Below are 20,793 nucleotides of genomic sequence, written 5' to 3'. Positions count from 1 at the left end.
TCTTTTGTTATGCCCGTCACGTTGCTGCCCACCATCGCACCGCAGCCAAACGTGTTCGGGCGCCTACTTTCCCAGGGCACCTTCTACAACGCGGGCATGCAACTCAGCAACGGCTCCGTGGTGCTGCCGTTCATCTGCGCACACCAGGGCCTCACTGTGGTGGCCGCGCTGCTGTTTCCGGCCTACAGCCTCGGCGATATCGTCGGCAATTCGCTGTCCCCGGTGGTGCTGCAGCGAGTGGGTCACCGCCCGCACCTGCTGCTGGCAGCGATAGCGGCGACCGTGGGCGCACTGATTCTGTGCGACGCGGTCATCCCCTGGAACAGCGGGCTTGTCGCGGCCGTGTTCCTGCTGACCTGCGGGGCAGTCGGGGTTCTCCTCGGGATTTCCGGCGTCGCCTACCCCGACATGATCTCCAGCAAGCTGTCCGCGGCGCGGCGCGGGGAGTTGCTCCTGTTCCAGGGCGCCATCGGTTCGGTGCTGGCCACGGTTGTCACGCTGTTCGTCGTGCCGGTGCTGGCCCACGGCAACGAGATGACGTATCGCCGCGACCTGCTGTGGCTGGGTGCGGTCGGGCTGATCGTCTCGGCCATCGCGGCGCTGTCCGTCGGCCCGGTGCGGTCCGCCTCGAAGACCGCGCGGATGTCGATGCGGGACACCTACCGGCAGGGGTTTGCGATCGCGCGCTCCCAGCCGTGGTTTCGCCGCTATGTGATCGCCTGCCTGTTATTCACTCCGGTCACCCTGGGCACCACGTTCTACGCCCTGCGCACCGCGCACCAGAGCCACAGCTTGCATGTGTTGGTGATCCTGTCGAGCGTCGGACTGGTTTTCGGGTCGCCGCTGTGGCGCAAGGTCTACCGCCGCTTCGGGGTGCGCGGCATGATGCTGGGCAGCGGCCTGCTCAGTGTTACCGCCGCGACCTTGACCCTGACGGCCGAATCGTCGGGCCAGTGGTACCACATCTGGGCATACGGCACGGTGTTCCTCCTGGCGACCGTGGCCGGCCAGGCCGTCTATGCCGCGGCGATTTCGTGGATCAGCGTGGTCGCCGACGAATCGCACCGTGGGACGTTGATCGCGTTCAGCTCGACGCTGGTCGCCGTCGAGGCCATGCTGCTGGCAGGAGTGCTCGGTGGCCTCGCTCAGAACCACGCCACGATCTGGCCGGATGTCTTTGTCTTGGTCCTGGCCATCGGCGCCACGTTGGCCTCGCTGGGCGCCCCCGCATCAGAGCCGACCGTCGGTGAGTCGCCTAGGGCTGTAACGATTCTGGCGACTTTTCGGCGGGTGTCAGCAGCAGGGCGCGCACCAGGCGTCGTGGCCCAGACGGCCTGAGCATCTGACTGGCCGGGCGGGGTCGTACCCGTTGCGGCCACCAGAACCAGCGCCCGAGCAGGGCGGCGATCGACGGCGTCATGAAGGCGCGCACGATCAGCGTGTCGAACAGCAGGCCCAACCCGATGGTGGTGCCGATCTGGCCGATGATCCGCAGATCGCTGAAGATGAAGAGGGACATGGTCACTGCGAACACCATGCCGGCGGCCGTCACCACCCCGCCGGTGCCAGCCATCGCGCGGATGATCCCGGTATTCAAACCGGCGCCGATTTCCTCCTTGAGCCGCGAGATCAGCAGCAGGTTGTAGTCCGATCCCACGGCCAAGAGCAGGATCACCGACATCGCCATCACCAGCCAGTACAAATCAACGCCGAGAATGTCCTGCCAGACGAGCACGGACAGCCCGAAGGAGGAGCCCAGCGAAACCAGCACCGTACCAACGATCACCGCGGCGGCAACCAGGCTTCGGGTCACGATCATCATGATGATCAGGATGAGACTGATCGCGGCGACGCCCGCGATCAGCAGGTCGTAGAGGGCGCCCTCCTGGATGTCGCGGTACGTCGACGCGGTGCCGCCCATGGAAATCGCGGCGCCCTGTAGCGGAGTTCCCTTGATCGCTTCCTTCGCCGCCTGCTGGATCGGCTCGACGTGAGCGATGCCCTCGGGCGTTGACGGCAGCCCGTCGAGGGCGATGATGAAGCGGGCCGCCTTGCCATCCGGAGACAGGAACATCTTCAATCCCCGCTTGAAATCCGGGTTCTCGAAAGCCGACTGCGGCAGATAGAACGAATCGTCAACCTGAGCTGCGTCGAAGACCCGGCCCATGGCGCCGGGGTCCTTGCTGTTCATCTCCTGCTCTTTATAGAAAGACAGAAGCGTGCCGTGCCAGACGACCATCATGTCGCGCATGATCGTCATCGTCGAAATCATCGGCAGCATTTGTGCGCGCATCTCCGGCAGGAGCCGGATGAGGACATCCAAATCCTTGACGAGATATTCCAATTTCTCGCTCAACTGGTCGATGCTGTCGAACGTGTCGAAGATCGACCGTATCGCCCAACAGGCGGGGATGTCGTAGCAATGTTTTTCCCAGTAGAAGTAGCCACGAACCGGCCGAAGGAAATCCGACAAGTCCGCAAGGTGATCCCTTATCGAGTCGGTGATATTCGACATGCCATGCGTGAGGTGATCCATGTCGACCGTGTTGTCGACGATTTCGCCCATCAGGTCGTACATGTGATGCATCGTGTCGATCGAGACATCCATGGCCCGCACCTGCACCAGCATGTCGTCCAAACGATCCTTCATGAATTCCATGTGTTCGGCATTCGAGATGCCTTGCATACTCATGATGAACGGAATCGACGTGTGCTTGATGGACGTTCCCAGCGGTCGGGTTATCGCCTTTACCTGTGCGATTCCGGGGGTGTGAAAGATCGCTTTGGCGACCTTGTCCAACACCAGCATGTCGACCGGAGTGCGCATGTCGTGGTCGGTCTCGAGCAACAGCACGTCGGGGTTCAACCGGGCCTGCGAAAAGTGCCGGGCCGCGGCCCTATCCCCGACATTGGACGGCATGCTCGCCGGCATGAATCTGCGCAGATCGTAAGTCGTGCGGTAGGTCGGCAAGGCCAACAGGCCGACGAACGCCACGACGCAGGTTGCCGCGAGCACCGGGCCGGGCCAGCGAACGATCGCGGTTCCGATCCGGCGCCACCGCCGGGTCGCCATCCTCCGCTTGGGTTCGAAGAGCCCGAAGAAGCTGGCGACGGTCAGCACGGCCGGCCCCAGCGTGAGCGCGGCGAGGACCGCGATCAACATGCCGGCCGCGCAGGGCGGGCCGAGCGAATTGAAGTACGGCAGCCGGGCAAAGCTGAGACACAACATGGCCCCGGCGATGGTCAGACCGGAGCCCAGAATCACATGGGCGGTGCCGTGAAACATGGCGAAGAATGCGCCTTCTCGATCCTTGCCCGCGTAGCGCGCCTCGTGGTACCGGCCGAGCATGAATATCGCATAGTCCGTGCTGGCGGCGATGGCCAGCAGCGTGAGCAGATTGACGGCGAAGGTCGAAAGGCCAAAGACGTTGTGGTAGGCCAGGAATGAGACGACGCCGCGAATTGCCCCCAGCTCAACCCCGACCATGACGAGGACGAGGAGCATGGTGACGACGGACCGGTAGATGAAGAGCAGCATCAGCGAGATCACCACGCCGGTAATCAGGGTGACCCTCGCGATGCTTTTGTCTCCCGCCTCGGATTCATCGGCGATCATTGCCGTCGAACCGGTTACGTAAGCTTTGATCCCGCTCGGCGCCGGCGTGGTGTCCACGATGTGCCGTACGGCGTAAACCGAGTTGTAGGCCGCGGTTTCGCTTTTGCCGGCGAGATACACCACGGCATACGCGGCCTTGTCGTCCGGGCTTTGCGATCCCGCCGCGGTCAGCGGATCGCTCCAGAAGTCCTGGATGTGCGCGACGTGCTGGGTATCGGCCGAAAGCCGCCGCACCAACTCGGCATAGAAGCGGTGGGCGTCTTCGCCGAGTGGTTTGTTGTCTTCGAGCACGATCGTGGCCGCGTTGTCGGAATCGAACTCCCTGAACACCTGACCCACGCGCCTGATCGCCTGGATCGACGCGCCGCCCGCGGGGCTCATGGAAACCGAGTGCGCCTTGCCGACCGCTTCCAGTTGCGGGATGCCGAGATTGAGGAGCGCGACGACCCCGAGCCATAGCAGGACAATCGGCACCGCAAACCGGCGAATCATTCTTGGCAATAACGGTGGACTGGAAGCCGGCGGGGCGTCTGCTTCGCTCATCCGCCCTGCACTTCGCAGAAGGTCAGGGCTTTCGGCCCGGTCTCGGATCTTTCGTCTTTGGTTGCGCCGTTCACGGCGATTCGGCAGCCGATCACGCCGCCGTCGCTCTGCGCCAAAAGGTTGACGGTGACCGAAGTCAGTGTCGTCGGCACCGTCTGCGACCACGGCAAGGGAACATTTTCCAAACGCTGCACGCGCGCGTCGGGATCCAAATAGGCGATCTTTGCGGTCGCGGCGGGGCCGAAGACCTCGTATGTCACCTTTTTCGGGTCGAACGGCGGAACGTCGCGATCGGCCTTGACCCTGACGGCGGGATGGCCGTGAACGCCGAACATGCTGTGGAGCCGATAAATACCGAACCCTGCGACGCTGGCTATGGCGATGACGGCTATCAGCAACCACATTCGTTTCACGACTCGGGTGACCGAAATCATCTCTACCCCCCGTGCGGTGTCACCGGGTCGCAATAGCAATGTGATGTTTCGCTGCGTTAGCGAGTTAATGCGTTAGCGAGTTAAACGGTACAGCCGATGCGCTAATGCATCAGGTTTTCCAGCTAATCGTTATATGGCGCGACGGTTCATTGAACGCGCGGCCAGGATCAAACTGAATACGACGATGGCGCCGATGATGCCCACGCCCACCCGAACCGGCAACGCCTCGGCCGACGGGATGAGTGGTGCGGCCTGGGCCCCGTTGCCCTGCCGGTCGGCGGCGCTGTCCTGCTTGGGCGCCAGCGACGGGTCGGGCGCGATCAGTGTGCCGACCTGAGTGCCCTGCGTGGTGCCGAAGCCGTAGTCCAGCAGGTGCGCCGCCTGTTCCCACGGCGCGATGGGCTGCCGGGTCCCGTGCATCAGCACGGCCACCAGCCGGCGTCCGTTGCGGTTGGCCGCGCCCACGAATGTCTGGCCGGCGTCGTCGGTGTAACCGGTCTTACCGCCCAGTGCCCCCGGATACCGGTAGAGCAGCTGATTGTCGTTTTCCAGTTGATAGCCGGGGTGGTCGCCGTGGCCGGGGAAGTCGAAGGTCCGGGTCGCGACGATGCCGGCGAAAGTCGGGTTCTGCCAGGCATATCGGTAGAACAGGCCGATGTCGTAGGCGGAGGTGCTCATGCCCGGCCCGTCGAGACCCGACGGTGTCGCCACCCGAGTGTCCTTGCCGCCCAGTTTGGCGGCGAGCACGTTGATCTTCTCGACGGCCTGCTGCATTCCGCCGAGCTGCATGGCCAGCGCGTGCGCCGCGTCGTTGCCGGAATGCATGAGTAGCCCGTGCAGGAGCTGGTTGACGGTGTAGGTCCCGCCGTCGTCCACGCCGACCTTGGTGCCCTCGGCGGCGGCGTCCTCGGCGGTTCCGACGACCGATTTGTTCAGCGGCAGGGCGTTGATGGATGCCATCGCGACGAGCACCTTGATGATGCTGGCGGGGCGGTGACGGCCGTGCGGGTCACGGGCGGCGATGACGGCGCCGCTGTCGAGATCGGCCACCACCCAGGCCTCGGCGGAGACGTCGCCCGGCACCGGCGGCGTGTCGGGCGCGGTGATGATGCCGCAGCCGGACAGCGCGTCGCCGCCCACCGGTTTCGCGGGCACGGCCAGCGGCATGGGCGGGTCGCCGGCCTGCGGGACCTCCGACGAGTCCACCGCGGGCGGAGTATTCACCTGATACGGGCAACCCGGGGCCCCCGCGTTCGGGCCGGGGCTGGGCTCGGCGGCCGCTCGGGGAATTCCGAGCGTAACCGGGGCCGCGGCCAAAAAAAGAGCCGCTGCCAGGCAGGATGCGGAACGTAGGGCGCTCATGTTGAGTGCAGACTAGGCGATTGGGCGGCTGATTTCCGGGAGCCGCGCTGTGACTGGTGGGGCACAAGTTACAAGTTCGGCTGCGCGCGCGGTGGCCGCCCCGACCCCCTACACTGGCGGCTATTCCAAAAAATGGGTTGTGGTCGAAGCTGCGCGGCTCCCGCGATGCTGCCGGTGGTGGCGGTCCGCGGTCGCTGGAACAACTGGTCAGACAGGCGGAAAAGGCGACGACGGTGAAGCGCGCCGGTACCGAGCAGGTGCTGGCCGAGCTCAAGTTGCACCGCGAGACCACGCCCGATCTCGAGTTGCAGTCCGCGCTCGCCTGGCTGTGCAACGCGTTGACCCGGCTGGCCAAGAACTCGTCCGCGGCGCACTCCCGCGAGGTGTTGATGGCGGCCGACGCCGTCAAGCGCGCCACCGGCTAGAGGGCGGCCACGTCGGCAGCTAGAGCCGCTCGGACTCCTTGGCGAGCACGTCGCGCAGGATCGATTCGATGGTGTCGAACTCGGCCTGACCGCTGATCAGCGGCGGCGCCAACTGGACGACGGAATCGCCGCGATCGTCGGTGCGGCAATACAACCCGGCCTCGAACAGCCCCGACGACACCCGGCCCAGCAGTCCGCTGCGCTCGGTGTCGGTGAAGGTCTGTTTGGTCACTCTGTCCTTGACCAGCTCGACGCCGTAGAAGTACCCCTCGCCGCGCACGTCGCCGACGATGGGCAGGTCGTACAGCTTCTCCAGGGTGGCGCGGAATTTCGGCGCGTTGGCCTTGACGTGGTCGTTGAGACCCTCGCGCTCGAAGATGTCCAGGTTGGCCAGCCCGACGGCGGCCGAAACCGGATGGCCGCCAAAGGTATACCCGTGCGGGAACATTGTGGCGCCGTCGTTGAATGGCTCGAACAGTTTCTCGCTGGCGATCATCGCGCCGATCGGTGAATAGCCCGACGTCATCCCCTTGGCGCAGGTGATCATGTCGGGCACGTAGCCGACGTCGTCACAGGCGAACATCGACCCGATGCGGCCGAACGCGCAGATCACCTCGTCGGAGACCAGTAGCACGTCGTAGGCGTCGCAGATCTCCCGAACCCGCTCGAAATAGCCTGGGGGAGCGGGGATGCTGCCGCCGGCGTTCTGCACCGGTTCCAGGAACACCGCGGCCACGGTCGAGGGGCCCTCGAACTCGATCGCCTCGGCAACCCGGTCGGCGGCCCACTGCCCGAAGGCCTTCGCGTCGGTTCCGAACGGCTCGGGGGCACGGTAGAAGTTGGTGTTGGGCACCCGGAAGCCGCCGGGCGTCACGGGTTCGAACGGCTCCTTGAACCGCGGCAGCCCGGTGATCGCCAGCGCGCCCTGAGTGGTCCCGTGGTAGGCGATCGCCCGCGAAATCACCTTGTGTTTCCCGGGTTTGCCGGTGAGCTTGAAGTACTGCTTGGCGACCTTCCACGCGGTCTCGACGGCCTCGGTGCCGCCGGTGGTGAAGAACACCCGGTTCAGATCGCCCGGGGCGTAATGCGCCAGGCGCTCGGCGAGCTCGATCGCGGTGGGGGTGGCGTATCCCCAGAGCGGGAAGAACGCCAACGTGCTCGCCTGCCGGGCCGCGACCTCGGCGAGCTCGGTACGGCCGTGGCCCACCTGCACGGTGAACAGCCCGGACAGCCCGTCCAGGTAGCTCTTGCCGCGGTCGTCGTAGATGGTGACACCCTCGCCGCGGGTGATGACCGGCGGCGTGAACTGCGGACCGTGCCGGGTGAAATGCAGCCACAGGTGTTCTGTCATGGTGTTTGCGAGCGTAACGCTAGTCTCAAGCCATGACCTCAACGCAGGTCACCGAATTCGAAGCGCTGCGGCCGCATCTGATGTCGGTTGCCTATCGGCTGACCGGCACGGTGGCCGATGCCGAAGACATCGTCCAGGAAGCCTGGCTGCGCTGGAACACCGCCGGGGACCGCGGGCCGATCGCCGACCTGCGCGCCTGGCTGACCACCGTGGTGAGCCGGCTGGGACTGGATCGGTTGCGGTCGGCGGCGCACCGCCGCGAGACCTACACCGGCAATTGGTTGCCCGAGCCGGTGGTGACCGCGTTCCCAGGCTCTCAAGGCACCGACCCGCTGTCGGCCGTGGTGGCCCGCGAGGACGCCCGGTTCGCGGCGATGGTGGTGCTGGAACGGCTGTCGCCCGACCAGCGGGTGGCGTTCGTGTTGCACGACGGATTCTCGGTGCCGTTCGCCGAAGTCGCCGAGGTGCTCGGCACCAATGAGACCGCCGCCCGGCAGCTGGCCTCGCGGGCGCGCAAGGCCGTGGCGGCCGAGCCGGCGCCGCAGCCCGACCCGTCACACAACGAGGTGGTCGGCAAGTTGATGGCCGCCATGGCGTCTGGCGACCTGGCCGCCGTGGTGGCGCTGCTGCATCCGGACGTGCGGTTGACCGGTGATGCGAACGGCAAGGCACCCACGGCAATCAACGTCATCAACGGGGCGGACAAGGTGGCGCGGTTCATGCTCGGCCTGGCCCAGCGCTACGGTCCGGCGATGTTCACCTCGTATCAGCTCGGGCTGGTCAACGGTGAACTCGGCGGCTACACCGCGGGCTTCCCCGCCAGCGATGGGCATCGGGAGATGATGCCGCGGATCATGGCGATGACCGTGCGCGACGGAAAGGTCTGTGCCCTATGGGATATCGCCAACCCCGACAAATTCACCGGTTCCCCGCTGAATAGCTGACGCCCGGTGGGCGGCGGCCCCTACGCGGTGGTCCACGGAATCCGGCACGTTTCACCGGAATTGAAGCCCTGCTCGGCGATGCCCAACGCGGTGTTCATCCGGGCCCGCATGTTCTCCAGCCCGATCTGATAGGTCAGCTCGAGCACTCCGGCATCGCCGAAGCGGGCTTTCAGGTCGGCCACCTGTTCGTCGGTGACGGTGTGCGGATCGGTGGTCATCGCGTCGGCGTAGGCGATGGCGGCGCGCTCGTCGTCGGTGAATGCCGTTGAGGTGGGGTAATTATCGATGTCCTGCAGCCGCTGGATGTCGAGGCCGTCGAGGCGCTGCAGCATGGCCCCGAAGTCGACACACCACGAGCAGCCGATCGCCCGCGCGGTCCAGAACACCGCGAGTTCGCGCACGCTGGCCGGCAGCGTCCGTGACGCCCGCTCGATCATGGTCTCGTGCACGGCGCTGGCGATCATCAGCCGGCGATGATGTGCGGCAACCGCGAACGGTTCGGGGACTTGGCCGTAGCGACGCTGGGCGATCCGATAGATCACCCGCGTCAGCAGGCCGGCGCGCTTCGGGGGCAGGGGCTCGATACGGGTTGTTGATGTCATACCCCTGAAGACGGGACAGGGCCTCCATACGTGACGACCCGGCTCCAAGAATCCGTTGAGAATCCGCCAAGGCCCGGGCGGAAGCCTCGGGTGCCGTGACCAATTACCTCGCTCTGACCGAACTGCCCCGACTCAACGACGTCGACCTCTGGTTCCAGACCCAGGTCTTGATCGCCGACTCGCGGGTAGACCAAATGCGGATCCGCGTCGCGGTCGAATCCGTGTTCGCCGCCCATCCGGGTCTAGGCACCATGTTCGAGCCGTTCTGCGAGAAGTGGATGACGCGGCCGGGGGGCGGCTGGGGCTGGGCGGTGGAGCCGCCGGGCGTATCGGTCCCGGATGTGATTTCGCGGCACCGGGCCAGCTTCGATATGAGCACCGGTCGCTTGTTCGCGGTGTCCCTGCTACCCGGTGACCCCGACCGGGTGGTGCTCACCGCCAGCTACCTGGGCGCCGACCCGGTGTCGTGGCGGGCCATCGTCGACGAGCTGACGACCGCGTACCAAGGCGGTGTGCTGACCCCGGCGATGTGAGCCGCCCGCCTAGCGCGAGAACATCAACGCGCGCTTGACTTCCTGGATCGCCTTGGTGACCTCGATGCCGCGCGGGCAGCCCTCGGTGCAGTTGAACGTGGTGCGGCAGCGCCACACGCCGTCGACCTCATTGAGGATGTCGAGGCGCTCGCCGGCGGCCTCGTCGCGGCTGTCGAAGATGAACCGGTGCGCGTTGACGATCGCCGCCGGACCGTAGTAACTGCCCTCATTCCAGAACACCGGGCAGCTGGTGGTGCAGCACGCGCACAGGATGCACTTGGTGGTGTCGTCGTAGCGGGCGCGGTCGGCCGGGCTCTGAATCCGTTCGCGCGTCGGGGGATTGCCGCTGGTGATCAGGTACGGCTTCACCGCCCGGTAGGCGTCGAAGAAGGGCTCCATGTTGACCACCAGGTCCTTCTCCACCGGCAGTCCGCGGATCGGTTCGACCGTGATGGTCAGCGCCTTGCCCGCCTTGCCCTTTGTCGGGGCCGGCAGCAGGTCGCGCATCAGTACCTTGCAGGCGAGCCGGTTGACCCCGTTGATGCGCATCGCGTCCGACCCGCACACACCGTGAGCGCACGATCGGCGGAAGGTGAGCGTGCCGTCGAGATAACCCTTGACGTAGATGAGCAGGTTGAGCAACCTGTCACTGGGCAGGCACGGTACCCGAAAGCTTTGCCAGCCACCGGTTTTCGCGTATGCATTGGGGTTATCCGGGTTGAACCGGGCGATCTTGAGGGTCACCATCACCGCGCCGTCGGGGATCGGCGGCAGTGGAGGATCCTGCGTCGCCCGTTCTGTCTCGACGGTCATCAGTATTTCCGCTCCTTGGGTTCGTACCGGGTCTGTACGACGGGCTTGAAGTCCAGATGGATGTCGCTGAGCAGATCGGTGCCCTGCTTGTAGGCCATGGTGTGGCGCATGTAGTTGACGTCGTCGCGATTCGGGTAGTCCTCGCGGGCGTGGCCACCGCGGGACTCCTTGCGGTTCAACGCGCCGACCACAGTGACTTCGGCCAGCTCCAGCAAGAAGCCCAGCTCGATCGCTTCCAGCAGGTCGCTGTTGAATCGCTTTCCCTTGTCGTGCACGGTGATTCGGGAATACCGCTCCTTGAGGGCGTGGATGTCGGTGAGCGCCTGCTTGAGCGTCTCCTCGGTGCGGAACACCGCGGCGTTGTTGTCCATCGTCTGCTGCAGCGCGCCACGAATGTCGGCGACGCGCTCGTTGCCGTTCTCGGAGAGGATGTCGCCCACCCAGCCGACCACCATCGCGGCGGGATCGGGCGGCATGTCGACGAAGTCATGGCCCCGGGCGTAGCTGGCCGCGGCGATGCCGGCCCGGCGGCCGAACACGTTGATGTCCAGCAGCGAGTTGGTGCCCAGCCGGTTGGCTCCATGCACCGACACGCACGCGCACTCCCCGGCCGCGTACAGGCCGGGCACGGTAGAAGTGTTGTCCCGCAACACTTGTCCGGTGACCGTGGTCGGGATGCCGCCCATCACGTAGTGACAGGTCGGGTAGACCGGGACCAGCTCTTTGACCGGGTCCACACCCAGGTAGGTGCGGGCGAACTCGGTGATGTCGGGCAGCTTGGCTTCCAGCACATCCGCGCCGAGGTGGCGCACGTCGATGTAGACGTAGTCCTTGTGCGGGCCGGCGCCGCGGCCTTCGAGCACCTCGAGCACCATCGAGCGGGCGACGATGTCGCGCGGGGCCAGGTCGACGATCGTCGGCGCGTAGCGCTCCATGAAGCGCTCGCCCTCGCCGTTGAGCAACCGGCCACCCTCGCCGCGCACCGCCTCGGAGATCAGGATGCCCAGGCCAGCCAGGCCGGTCGGATGGAATTGGTGAAACTCCATGTCCTCCAACGGAAGTCCCTTGCGGAAAACGATACCGATGCCGTCGCCGGTCAGCGTGTGGGCGTTGGAGGTGGTTTTGTACATCCGGCCCGAACCGCCGGTGGCGAGCACGATGGCCTTGGCGTGGAAGACGTGAATCTGGCCGGTGGCCAGCTCGTAGGCGACCACTCCGGTGGCGACCGGGCCGGTCGGCGTCTGGGTGAGCGCGAGGTCCAGCGCGTAGAACTCGTTGAAGAACTCCACGTCGTGCTTGACGCAGTTTTGGTAGAGCGTCTGCAGGATCATGTGCCCGGTGCGGTCGGCCGCGTAGCACGCCCGCCGGACCGGGGCCTTGCCGTGATCGCGGGTGTGGCCGCCGAAGCGGCGCTGGTCGATGCGGCCTTCCGGGGTGCGGTTGAACGGCATCCCCATCTTTTCCAGGTCGAGGACGGCGTCGATGGCCTCCTTGCACATGATCTCCACGGCGTCCTGGTCGGCGAGGTAGTCGCCGCCCTTGACGGTGTCGAAGGTGTGCCATTCCCAGTTGTCGTCTTCGACGTTGGCCAGCGCGGCGCACATGCCGCCCTGCGCGGCGCCGGTGTGGCTGCGGGTGGGGTAGAGCTTGGTCAACACCGCGGTACGAACCCGCGGGCCCGCTTCCACCGCTGCCCGCATCCCGGCGCCGCCGGCGCCGACGATCACGACGTCATATCGGTGTTGCTGGATCAACTCCGTCGCCTCCTGCGAATCAAGAAATGTTGGGGTCGAAGGTCACCAGCACGTAGGTGCCCAGCACCAGGGTGAAGCCCATCGACAGCAGCAGCAGGCTGTTGAGCCAGAACCGCGTGCTGTCCCTGCGGCTGTAGTCGTCGATGATGGTGCGCAGGCCGTTGCCGCCGTGCAATTGCGCCAGCCACAGCAGCGCCAAATCCCAGAATTGCCAGAACGGCGAGGCCCACCGCTGCGCGACGAAGTTGAAGTCGATGCGGTACACGCCGTTGTCCCACATCAGCATGATGAACAGGTGCCCTAACGCCAGGACCACCAGCGCGACACCGGAAAACCGCATGAACAGCCAGGCGAACTTCTCGAAATTGGGGATGCCGGCCCGGCGCCGCGGTGAACGAGGATTGTCCAGGCTGGCGGGGCGGTCGTGGAAGCGCTGTTTGACCGGGGCCGCCTCGCCTCTTTGGTTTCGGGAGCCGAGCTGAAGGTCGGGGCTGCTCATCGGAAGTGCTCCCACATGTGGATCCCGGTGACCACGCCGGCCGGGACGATGAGCAGCAGGAAGACCGTGCCGACAATCCAGAGCATCAGCCGCTGGTAACGGGGCCCCTGTGACCAGAAGTCGATGAGGATGATCCGGGTCCCGTTGAGCGCATGGAACAGCACCGCGGCCACCAGGCCGAACTCCATCAGGCCGACGAGCGGGGTCTTGTAGTCGCCCACCACCGCGTTGTAGGTCTGCGGGCTCACCCGCAACATCGCGGCGTCCAGCACGTGGACGAACAGGAAGAAGAAGATCGTCGCGCCGCTGATGCGGTGCAGCACCCACGCCCACATGCCGGGGTCGCCCCGATACAGGGTCCGAGGTGGCCGCCGTTTGTTTGCGGCTTTGCGCGCACCTGCCGCCGGATCCGCGGTTGTCGCCTGTGTACTCACCGGTTCTCACCGCCTTCGTGGAATCTAAAGCCGGGCAACCGAGCTTAGCCCCGCAACGGAGGAGACGGTAGGAGCCCAAATGCGATTCGCGCCGCCGACGTCGTGACAGAGTTAGGGGTGGCTTTATAAGGTCGGCCCATCGGCGATCGGGGTTGCGGTATGCCTGATATTGATTGGAATATGCTGCGGGACAAAGCAATACAAGCAGCATCGGGGGCGTATGCGCCGTATTCGCGCTTCCCGGTGGGTGCGGCCGCGCTGGTCGACGACGGCCGTGTCGTCGTCGGCTGCAATGTGGAGAATGTCTCATATGGCCTAGGTCTCTGTGCCGAGTGCGGTGTGGTCTGCGCCCTGCACACGAGCGGCGGCGGCCGGCTGGTGGCCCTGGTCTGCGTCGGTGGACGGGGGGCGGGGTTGATGCCGTGTGGACGGTGCCGTCAGGTGCTGCTCGAACACGGCGGCCCCGAGCTACTGATCGACCATCCCGACGGCCCGCGCCGCCTCGACGAACTACTGCCCGACGCGTTCAGCGCCGACGACCTTGCCCGGGAACGCCCTTGACCGACTTAGCATTCGACGCGCCGACGGTGATCAGGACCAAGCGCGACGGCGGCCGGCTCTCCGATGCCGCGATCGACTGGATCATCGCCGCCTACACCGACGGCCATGTTGCCGACGAGCAGATGTCGGCGTTGCTCATGGCGATCTTTCTGCGTGGCATGGACCGCGGCGAGATCGCCAGGTGGACCTCGGCGATGGTGGCTTCCGGCGAACGGATGGATTTCAGCGATCTGCGCTCGGGCGGCACGCCGTTGGTCACCGTGGACAAGCACTCCACCGGTGGGGTGGGAGACAAAACCACCCTGGTGCTGATCCCCGTCGTCGCCGCCTGCGGCGCCGCGGTGCCCAAGGCATCCGGCCGGGGGCTGGGGCACACCGGCGGCACTCTGGACAAGCTGGAGTGCATCCCGGGCTTCACCGTCGAGCTGTCCAACCAGCGAGTGCGCCAACAACTGTGCGACATCGGCGCGGCGATCTTCGCCGCCGGCCAGCTCGCGGCCGCGGACAAGAAGCTCTACGCGCTGCGCGACATCACCGCCACCGTCGAATCCCTGCCATTGATCGCCAGCTCGATCATGAGCAAGAAGCTGGCCGAGGGCATCGGTGCGCTGGTGCTCGACGTGAAGGTCGGCGCCGGGGCGCTGTTGGAGTCCGAGGCGAAGTGCCGCGAGCTGGCCCACACCATGGTCGAGTTGGGGACGGTGAGCGGGGTGCCCACCCGCGCGCTGCTGACGGACATGAACTGCCCCCTCGGCTCGGCCGTCGGCAACGCCCTCGAGGTTGCCGAGGCCCTGGACGTGCTGGGCGGCGGCGGGCCGCCCGATGTCGTGGAGCTGACGCTGGGGCTGGCCGGCGAGATGCTCGAACTGGCCGGGCTCGACGCCCGCGATCCCGCGCAGACCCTGCGCGACGGGTCCGCCATGGACCGATTCCGCCAGCTGGTCGCGGCGCAGGGCGGTGACTTGTCGGTACCGTTGCCGATCGGTGCGCACTCCGAGACCGTGACCGCGACCCGGGGCGGCACAATGGGCGATATCGACGCGATGGCAGTGGGGCTGGCAGGTTGGCGGCTCGGCGCGGGCAGGACCCGGCCGGGCGAAAAGGTCCAATGCGGCGCGGGCGTCCGAATACACCGACGTCCCGGCGAACCGGTCGCGCCCGGGCAGCCGTTGTTCACCCTCTACACAGACACCCCGGAACGCTTCGGGGCGGCGATGGCAGAGCTCGACGGCGGCTGGAGCGTCGCCGACGAGCCTCCGTCGCCGAGGCCGCTGATTATCGATCGGATCACAACATGACCGCCCCGCTGACCCTGCAGCAGATCAGGCAGGCTCCCAAGGCCCTGTTGCACGACCACCTGGACGGCGGTCTGCGGCCGTCCACCGTGCTCGACATCGCCGGTCAGGTCGGCTACGACGGCCTGCCCGCCACCGACGCCGACGAGCTGGCGACCTGGTTTCGCACCCGGTCGCACAGCGGCTCACTGGAGCGGTATCTGGAGCCGTTTTCGCACACCGTCGCGGTGATGCAGACACCCGATGCGCTCTATCGCGTCGGCTACGAGTGCGTGGAGGACCTGGCGGCCGATTCGGTGGTCTACGCCGAGGTGCGGTTCGCCCCCGAGCTGCATATCGATCGCGGGCTGTCGTTCGACGCCATCGTCGATGCCGTGCTGGAGGGCTTCGCCGCCGGCGAGAAGGCCGCGGCGGCCGCGGGCCGTCCCATCAAGGCGCGTCTGCTGGTCACCGCGATGCGGCACGCGGCGGTGTCGCGCAGGATCGCCGAGCTGGCAATTCGCTTCCGGGACAAGGGAGTCGTCGGTTTCGACATCGCGGGGGCCGAGGCGGGCAACCCGCCGACGCGGCACCTGGACGCATTCGAGTACATGCGAGACCACAACGCGCGCTTCACTATTCATGCGGGCGAGGCGTTTGGGCTGCCCTCCATCCACGAGGCGATCGCGTTCTGCGGCGCTGACCGTCTGGGCCATGGGGTGCGCATCGTCGACGACATCGAGGTGGTCGAAGGCCGCGGGGTCCGGCTGGGCAGGCTGGCATCCATCCTGCGCGACAAGCGAATTCCGTTGGAGCTGTGTCCCAGCTCCAACGTGCAGACCGGTGCGGTGAACAGCATCGCCGAGCACCCCTTCGACCTGCTGGCCAGGGCGCGCTTCCGGGTGACGGTCAACACCGACAACCGGTTGATGAGCGACACCTTTATGAGCCGCGAAATGCACCGACTGGTCGAGGCGTTCGGCTACGGATGGAGTGACCTCGAGCGGTTCACCATCAACGCGATGAAGTCGGCGTTCATCCCATTCGACGAGCGGCTGGCCATCATCGACGAGGTCATCAAGCCGCGCTACGCGGTATTGATCGGCTAGAAGGACGCGCCCCGCGAGCTGACTGTCGAGACTCAAACACGCAGGGCACCCGTCCCGACCTGTACGGGCCTATCGCAGACCCCCGACCGCGCGGTATTGCAGGTCTTGCACGTAGGGGGTTTCGGTGACGTCGGCATTGGACCGCGCGGTCGCGACCACGACGCCGTCGCGCTGCATTACGACCGAGAACGACCCGAGACTCAACGGGAAAATGCACATCCCTCGGCCGGCCGGGACAGTGCACGAATGGGTATCCGCCGCCGCTGTGATGACGACCTGCGACGGCGCCGTCGCAAACGCCACTACTTCGATGGTGTCGCAGGGCGGCACGCTGGTCGGTACCACGTGCATCAGCAGGGTTTCGGGGTACACCGGACAGGCGCTCACCGGTTGGTCTCGGTACGTGACAAACAGCGCGTCACGGACGATGGGGGGCGGTTGGCCGAACTTGAACCGAACGATGTCATAGGCATTCATGTCCAGGATGCGCCAACCGTGAGCCACCGACGGCGCCATGGCGGTCGATTCGGCGTAGTCGTTCCAAGTGATCAGCTGCACCCACTCGGCATGCTCCTGGTCTGCGAGCTGCCACGCCAGTCTGTTTGTCAAACCGTTGGCCGCTTCCTCGAAGGTTCCGCTTCGCGGCCGGCTGTCCTGGAAGGCCACCGGCTGCATCCACAGTTTTCCGAGTTGATGCACTCGCCGAATGACGTCCACTGCAGAACCGGCGCCGACGTGGTCAACCGTCATGGCATCTGGGTTCCGACCCCCCCACATGCTGAGTCCGTAGCTGAAGGGAGCGAATCTCTCCGGGTTGTCGGCCACGTTGAGAAACGTCGGCACGAAGGCGACTGCGACGTTGAACTTGTCGCGAAGAATGTCGAGAGCGCTCACCCACCACGCCGGCGGTTGCCGCTCAGCGGCGAAGGCACCCAGGACGACCCGGTCATCCGGGAGATGAAACGCGCCCGGCGCCCTCAGAAGCGGTGCGACATCGGCCGCGAAGTCTGCGGCGGACATCGCCCCCGAGGGTCCTGTGAAATCAGCCGTGATCAGAATCGCAAAATTTCCCACCGCCGCCGTGGCCTGCAGTATCCGATCAACGACATTGGACGCGGCGCGGGGGTCAATGACATCGACCGCGAATCCGTCGATACCCACACTTTTCGCTTGTCCGATCTCAGTTTCCAGATCCGCCAGCTGCCAATCGGGCCCATCGATATGGGCCCGGGGGAGCGGCCTATCCCTCAGAAATCCGCCGTACGCGGCGTGCGAACCGTTTTCGCCATGCACAGTGAGGTATTGGGTTGCGTAATAGTCTTGGTCCCCGTCTTTGTTGTCTATCGATATCGGCATGCTCGGCATGTAATGCGCGAAGACTTTGCCCGGGCTACTCGACACGACCATGTTGAATGGTAGATAGGGCGTGACAACTGTCGCCAGCATAGTGATTGGACGGGTGTAGAGCGGTGTCAATAGTGGACTCATGTTCGCGCCAAGAAACACCAGGGCCACCCAGGCGGTAAGATGCCGAATCGAAAAATGCGCAGTCACGTTTGTGGTTCCTTTATTAGGACCCTCACCTACGCAGCTACGCTCGCAATCCGCGCGTGGGCACACCCGAGCCGGCGGTTATCGAAGCTGAATCGCTGTAATAGAGCCGTCAAAACACTAAGCAGATAATTGCGGCCCCGTCTAGGGCCATTGGGCATCGGGACCCGGGGACAACTCGGGACCCGTGACAAAACGCTTGTGTCAGCCGGTGGTAGCGATCGCCGGTGAAAACATCAGGAAAGGTTTCCGGCTCAGTCGTTGATGTGTGTCGGCGGGTCGGCGAAGCCGAGGTCCCCGGGGTTCTGGCCAGGACCCATCGAATCGCAGCGCCTCTCGGGCGCCAGGAACGAACTGGCGCCGCTAGGTATCCAGTGGGTGAATGCCACGCAGCGTTGCCAGGTGCCGTCGGGCTGGACGGGTCCGTCGCACTTGCTCAGAACGGGTCCTCCGTACAAGCAGCCGGCGCCGGCCGGCGGCGCCGAGGTGATCAGCCCTGCGGCCATCAGCACGGCGGCCAGTCCTGCGACCACGCAGCGTTTCATCGTTGCCTCCCGTCGCAACGCGCCAGCCAGTACCAATGACGCTACCGCTTATGTGACCGGCTTTTGCCGCGTTTGCGGTGCTTAGTCGGAGCGCGAAGGCGCGCACCGCGATCCCGTCTGGTTCCGGTGCCGAAGTCGTTGTGCTCAAGCGCTTTCGCCGCTGTGTCGATTCCAGCGACCTAACTAAGGTTGCGTGGGGGGAGGCGCAACCGCTTTACCCGCCATGCAATCTTGAAGCTCCGGACTACCCGGGGCGAAATCGAAGCCGCAGTTGCACTCACGAACTTGCTGGGGTTTGGGGAGCGTATTGCAATAGTCGGTGCCAGCCGAGGCCGATGGTGCGCTCCACATGACACCAGCGGCCAACGTTGTCGCTGCAACGCCGACCGTGGCCCTCAAGACTCTCGTCTTCATGTTGGGATTCCTTATCTCTATCTCTCTGGAAGATCTCTCTGGAAGACGACGGCACTCTGTCGCTGCTGGTTACAGCAGGGCCGGCTTTGTGGCACTACGCTAACCCGCGCTGCCCGATTTTTCTCTCGCTCGGTGCCTCGGCAAAGCCATTTCAGGTGGGGCTTTGGCCTGCACGGTACGACCTAGCCGCCGAACAGCGGCGAATCGACGGCCAGCCCGATCGCCCGCACCGTGCTGGCCAAATGAGTCTGTACGGCATGTAGAACTCGTTGCTCATCGCCGTTGCACAGGGCTTCGGCGATCTCCCGGTGCTCGTCCATGATCGTCGTCGGCCGATGGGGATCGCGCAGCGCCGATTCGCCGATCATCCGCATCTGGCGGTCGCGCAATGTCGAGTAGAAACTCGACAAGATCGCGTTGCCCGATTCCTCGAGGGTGATGGCGTGGAAGGCGCGGTCGGACTCCAGAAATTCCCGCCAGTCGCCGGCGGCCGCCGCCTCGTGCTGCCGTCTCAGTTCACCGGAGAGACGCTCGAACACCACGGCGCAGGCGGGCCCACCGCGACCGACCACCTTGCCGACGGCGAACTGCTCCAGCACCAGTCGGGCCTCGATGACCGCGCGCACCTCGCCGGGCGAGACCGGGACCACCAGGGCGCCGCGCTGCGGGTACAGCCGCAGCAGCCCGTCGGCCTCCAGCCGCAGGAACGCTTCGCGCACCGGGGTGCGCGACATCCCCAGCGCCGCGGCGACGTCGCCCTCACTGATCAGCTCCCCGCCGGGGAATGCGCCGGTCAGCACCTGGGTCTTGACATAGTCGAGCGCACGGTCCTTGGCTGTAGCCGGTCGTGAGTTCTTTACCGCCACGTCACTCACCTCTGGTAGCTCAGTCGTATCTCAAGTGTGTCCATGACGCTACACCGGCGCACCCCACCTGCGGGATTGACACTTAGATACAAGATAGATACTATTTAAACACCAGATCCGCTCAGCCTGAGGAGATGCGATGTCCACCAACCTGGATCCGACGATTCCCGCCCCGATGACCAATGTGGCCGAGTACGGATTCGAGGGCCGATTCGTGGACTGGGCCGACGACGCCCGCTACTTCGAGTACTCGAAAGCCGCCAACCCGATCGGTTCGGGATTCGCGCCGCAGGTGCCGGTCACCCAGTTCGGCCCCGACGTCTACATGGACCAGCCGACCGGCGTGCTGCCGCTTGATCTGTCCGCAGACCTGGGCATCAAGTCCGGCCCGGCGACCAGCCCCGCGCTGTTGGCAAACTTCGTCCGGATCCGCGCCGGTGAGCAGATCGACACCGCCCCCAACGCCACCTCGCAGCTGTACTACGTGCTCTACGGGCGGGGCTTCGCCGCGGTCAACGGCCGGCTGGTGCAGTGGGAGAAGGGCGATTTCCTCACGCTGCCGGCCGGCGCCCGCTCGGTGTTCTACGCCGACGCCGAAGCCGCGATGTACTGGGTGCACGACGAGCCGCTGATGCGCTACCTCGGCGCCGAGGCCCGTGAGCCACGGTTTCGGGCCACCAAGTTCCGCCGCACGGATGCGGTCGCCAAATTGGAGGAGATCGCATCGCGCCCCGGCGCCAACGACAAGAGCAGGGTCAGCGTGCTGCTGGCCAACGAGAACCAGGAGCAGACGCTGACCATCACCCACGTCCTGTGGGCCATGTTCGGTGTGCTGCCCCCGAACCAGGAGCAGCGCCCACACCGGCACCAGTCGGTGGCCTTGGATTTGATCCTCGACGCGCCACCGAGCGGCTGTTATTCATTGCTGGGCACCCGCCTCGACGAGCGCGGCAACATCGTCGACCCGATCCGGGTGGACTGGCAGGCCGGCGGTGCCTTCACCACGCCTCCGGGCATGTGGCACGCCCACTTCAACGAGACCGATCAGCCCGCACACCTCATCCCGGTTCAGGACGCGGGGCTGCAGACCCATCTGCGCAGCCTCGACATCAAATTCACTGAGCGCCGCGATCTCGTCGCCGGCTAACGGGTGGCGACGGTCC

At 65.6% G+C, this 20,793-nt stretch carries 19 protein-coding genes and 1 pseudogene; 8 read left to right on the top strand and 12 right to left on the bottom strand.

What is annotated here, in order from left to right; translation table 11 throughout:
• Positions 1-9: 9 nt before the first annotated feature.
• Positions 10-1,338, top strand: coding sequence for an MFS transporter (locus tag MNAB215_RS03195; RefSeq protein WP_077077424.1), 1,329 nt, complete (start codon positions 10-12; stop codon positions 1,336-1,338).
• On the opposite strand, the gene MNAB215_RS03190 is transcribed toward MNAB215_RS03195, so the two are convergent.
• From MNAB215_RS03190 to dacB1, 3 genes are all read right to left on the bottom strand, one after another.
• Positions 1,256-4,159: an MMPL/RND family transporter gene (locus MNAB215_RS03190; RefSeq protein ID WP_077077423.1), complete on the bottom strand. Its 2,904-nt coding sequence runs from the start codon at positions 4,157-4,159 to the stop codon at positions 1,256-1,258. The two genes, MNAB215_RS03195 and MNAB215_RS03190, sit on opposite strands and share 83 nt — an antisense overlap.
• Entirely contained in the window at positions 4,156-4,593 is a 438-nt protein-coding gene (locus MNAB215_RS03185; protein WP_077077422.1) for an MmpS family transport accessory protein, read from the bottom strand. Before MNAB215_RS03185 ends, MNAB215_RS03190 begins: the two co-directional genes overlap by 4 nt.
• Before the next feature lie 129 nt (positions 4,594-4,722).
• Positions 4,723-5,955, bottom strand: a complete 1,233-nt coding sequence (gene dacB1, locus MNAB215_RS03180; RefSeq protein WP_077077421.1) for a D-alanyl-D-alanine carboxypeptidase DacB1 — start codon at positions 5,953-5,955, stop codon at positions 4,723-4,725.
• Between the two features lie 233 nt (positions 5,956-6,188).
• Here dacB1 and MNAB215_RS03175 point away from each other — a divergent pair, with 233 nt between their 5' ends.
• Complete coding sequence (locus tag MNAB215_RS03175; RefSeq protein WP_245830118.1) at positions 6,189-6,380, top strand: hypothetical protein; 192 nt, start codon at positions 6,189-6,191, stop codon at positions 6,378-6,380.
• 19 nt (positions 6,381-6,399) lie between these two features.
• On the opposite strand, the gene MNAB215_RS03170 is transcribed toward MNAB215_RS03175, so the two are convergent.
• Entirely contained in the window at positions 6,400-7,731 is a 1,332-nt protein-coding gene (locus MNAB215_RS03170; protein ID WP_083745989.1) for an aspartate aminotransferase family protein, read from the bottom strand.
• Positions 7,732-7,763: 32 nt separating this feature from the next.
• Between MNAB215_RS03170 and MNAB215_RS03165 the strand changes: the two genes are divergently transcribed.
• Positions 7,764-8,675, top strand: coding sequence for a sigma-70 family RNA polymerase sigma factor (locus MNAB215_RS03165; protein WP_077077418.1), 912 nt, complete (start codon positions 7,764-7,766; stop codon positions 8,673-8,675).
• A 20-nt stretch (positions 8,676-8,695) separates the two neighbouring features.
• Here MNAB215_RS03165 and MNAB215_RS03160 read toward each other — a convergent pair.
• Positions 8,696-9,277: pseudogene (locus tag MNAB215_RS03160) on the bottom strand (carboxymuconolactone decarboxylase family protein); the annotation flags it as partial.
• 95 nt (positions 9,278-9,372) lie between these two features.
• On the opposite strand from MNAB215_RS03160, the gene MNAB215_RS03155 reads away from it, so the two are divergent.
• On the top strand, positions 9,373-9,810 hold the full coding sequence (locus MNAB215_RS03155) for a condensation domain-containing protein (RefSeq protein ID WP_245830117.1): 438 nt from the start codon (positions 9,373-9,375) through the stop codon (positions 9,808-9,810).
• Between the two features lie 9 nt (positions 9,811-9,819).
• Here the strand turns inward: MNAB215_RS03155 and MNAB215_RS03150 are convergent, their stop codons facing one another.
• From MNAB215_RS03150 to sdhC, 4 genes are read right to left on the bottom strand one after another with little or no spacing between them, the layout of a single operon-like run.
• Positions 9,820-10,623: a succinate dehydrogenase iron-sulfur subunit gene (locus MNAB215_RS03150; RefSeq protein ID WP_077077416.1), complete on the bottom strand. Its 804-nt coding sequence runs from the start codon at positions 10,621-10,623 to the stop codon at positions 9,820-9,822.
• A complete protein-coding gene (gene sdhA / locus MNAB215_RS03145) occupies positions 10,623-12,377 on the bottom strand; it encodes a succinate dehydrogenase flavoprotein subunit (protein WP_077077415.1) in 1,755 nt (584 codons plus the stop codon). The genes MNAB215_RS03150 and sdhA overlap by 1 nt, the downstream gene beginning before the upstream one ends.
• Before the next feature lie 19 nt (positions 12,378-12,396).
• Positions 12,397-12,876: a succinate dehydrogenase hydrophobic membrane anchor subunit gene (locus MNAB215_RS03140; protein WP_077077414.1), complete on the bottom strand. Its 480-nt coding sequence runs from the start codon at positions 12,874-12,876 to the stop codon at positions 12,397-12,399.
• Complete coding sequence (gene sdhC / locus MNAB215_RS03135) at positions 12,873-13,211, bottom strand: succinate dehydrogenase, cytochrome b556 subunit (protein ID WP_245830180.1); 339 nt, start codon at positions 13,209-13,211, stop codon at positions 12,873-12,875. The genes MNAB215_RS03140 and sdhC overlap by 4 nt, the downstream gene beginning before the upstream one ends.
• 258 nt (positions 13,212-13,469) lie before the next feature.
• Here sdhC and MNAB215_RS03130 point away from each other — a divergent pair, with 258 nt between their 5' ends.
• The 3 genes from MNAB215_RS03130 to MNAB215_RS03120 are packed head-to-tail and all read left to right on the top strand — an operon-like array spanning position 13,470 to position 16,254.
• On the top strand, positions 13,470-13,871 hold the full coding sequence (locus MNAB215_RS03130) for a cytidine deaminase (protein WP_077077412.1): 402 nt from the start codon (positions 13,470-13,472) through the stop codon (positions 13,869-13,871).
• Positions 13,868-15,169 (top strand): thymidine phosphorylase, encoded by a 1,302-nt coding sequence (locus tag MNAB215_RS03125; protein ID WP_077077411.1) that lies wholly within the window; start codon positions 13,868-13,870, stop codon positions 15,167-15,169. The genes MNAB215_RS03130 and MNAB215_RS03125 overlap by 4 nt, the downstream gene beginning before the upstream one ends.
• The gene (locus tag MNAB215_RS03120; protein ID WP_077077410.1) at positions 15,166-16,254 is read left to right on the top strand and encodes an adenosine deaminase; all 1,089 of its coding nucleotides are present in this window, start codon (positions 15,166-15,168) and stop codon (positions 16,252-16,254) included. Before MNAB215_RS03125 ends, MNAB215_RS03120 begins: the two co-directional genes overlap by 4 nt.
• A gap of 69 nt (positions 16,255-16,323) precedes the next feature.
• Here the strand turns inward: MNAB215_RS03120 and MNAB215_RS03115 are convergent, their stop codons facing one another.
• From MNAB215_RS03115 to MNAB215_RS03105, 3 genes are all read right to left on the bottom strand, one after another.
• Complete coding sequence (locus tag MNAB215_RS03115; RefSeq protein WP_165691520.1) at positions 16,324-17,661, bottom strand: endo-1,3-alpha-glucanase family glycosylhydrolase; 1,338 nt, start codon at positions 17,659-17,661, stop codon at positions 16,324-16,326.
• Positions 17,662-18,059: 398 nt separating this feature from the next.
• Positions 18,060-18,350 carry a CDGP domain-containing protein gene (locus MNAB215_RS03110; protein WP_077077408.1) on the bottom strand — a complete coding sequence of 97 codons (291 nt, stop codon included), beginning with the start codon at positions 18,348-18,350 and terminating at the stop codon, positions 18,060-18,062.
• Between the two features lie 596 nt (positions 18,351-18,946).
• Entirely contained in the window at positions 18,947-19,630 is a 684-nt protein-coding gene (locus tag MNAB215_RS03105; protein ID WP_077078373.1) for a GntR family transcriptional regulator, read from the bottom strand.
• Positions 19,631-19,769: 139 nt separating this feature from the next.
• Between MNAB215_RS03105 and MNAB215_RS03100 the strand changes: the two genes are divergently transcribed.
• On the top strand, positions 19,770-20,777 hold the full coding sequence (locus MNAB215_RS03100) for a cupin domain-containing protein (protein ID WP_077077407.1): 1,008 nt from the start codon (positions 19,770-19,772) through the stop codon (positions 20,775-20,777).
• Positions 20,778-20,793: the final 16 nt, after the last annotated feature.

Origin of the sequence: Mycobacterium numidiamassiliense, assembly GCF_900157365.1 — a bacterium.
Classification (GTDB): domain Bacteria; phylum Actinomycetota; class Actinomycetes; order Mycobacteriales; family Mycobacteriaceae; genus Mycobacterium; species Mycobacterium numidiamassiliense.
The sequence above is the reverse complement of the archived record's forward strand: the minus strand, read 5'-3'. Positions and strand labels throughout refer to the sequence as shown.

Bases quoted from the DNA above. Each gene is read 5' to 3' on its own strand.
- MNAB215_RS03195 (WP_077077424.1), top strand. From the start codon at position 10: ATGCCCGTCACGTTGCTGCCCACCATCGCACCGCAGCCAAACGTGTTC.
- MNAB215_RS03190 (WP_077077423.1), bottom strand. From the start codon at position 4,159: ATGAGCGAAGCAGACGCCCCGCCGGCTTCCAGTCCACCGTTATTGCCA.
- MNAB215_RS03185 (WP_077077422.1), bottom strand. From the start codon at position 4,593: ATGATTTCGGTCACCCGAGTCGTGAAACGAATGTGGTTGCTGATAGCC.
- dacB1 (WP_077077421.1), bottom strand. From the start codon at position 5,955: ATGAGCGCCCTACGTTCCGCATCCTGCCTGGCAGCGGCTCTTTTTTTG.
- MNAB215_RS03170 (WP_083745989.1), bottom strand. From the start codon at position 7,731: ATGACAGAACACCTGTGGCTGCATTTCACCCGGCACGGTCCGCAGTTC.
- MNAB215_RS03165 (WP_077077418.1), top strand. From the start codon at position 7,764: ATGACCTCAACGCAGGTCACCGAATTCGAAGCGCTGCGGCCGCATCTG.
- MNAB215_RS03150 (WP_077077416.1), bottom strand. From the start codon at position 10,623: ATGACCGTCGAGACAGAACGGGCGACGCAGGATCCTCCACTGCCGCCG.
- MNAB215_RS03140 (WP_077077414.1), bottom strand. From the start codon at position 12,876: ATGAGCAGCCCCGACCTTCAGCTCGGCTCCCGAAACCAAAGAGGCGAG.
- sdhC (WP_245830180.1), bottom strand. From the start codon at position 13,211: ATGTGGGCGTGGGTGCTGCACCGCATCAGCGGCGCGACGATCTTCTTC.
- MNAB215_RS03130 (WP_077077412.1), top strand. From the start codon at position 13,470: ATGCCTGATATTGATTGGAATATGCTGCGGGACAAAGCAATACAAGCA.
- MNAB215_RS03120 (WP_077077410.1), top strand. From the start codon at position 15,166: ATGACCGCCCCGCTGACCCTGCAGCAGATCAGGCAGGCTCCCAAGGCC.
- MNAB215_RS03115 (WP_165691520.1), bottom strand. From the start codon at position 17,661: ATGGTCGTGTCGAGTAGCCCGGGCAAAGTCTTCGCGCATTACATGCCG.
- MNAB215_RS03110 (WP_077077408.1), bottom strand. From the start codon at position 18,350: ATGAAACGCTGCGTGGTCGCAGGACTGGCCGCCGTGCTGATGGCCGCA.
- MNAB215_RS03100 (WP_077077407.1), top strand. From the start codon at position 19,770: ATGTCCACCAACCTGGATCCGACGATTCCCGCCCCGATGACCAATGTG.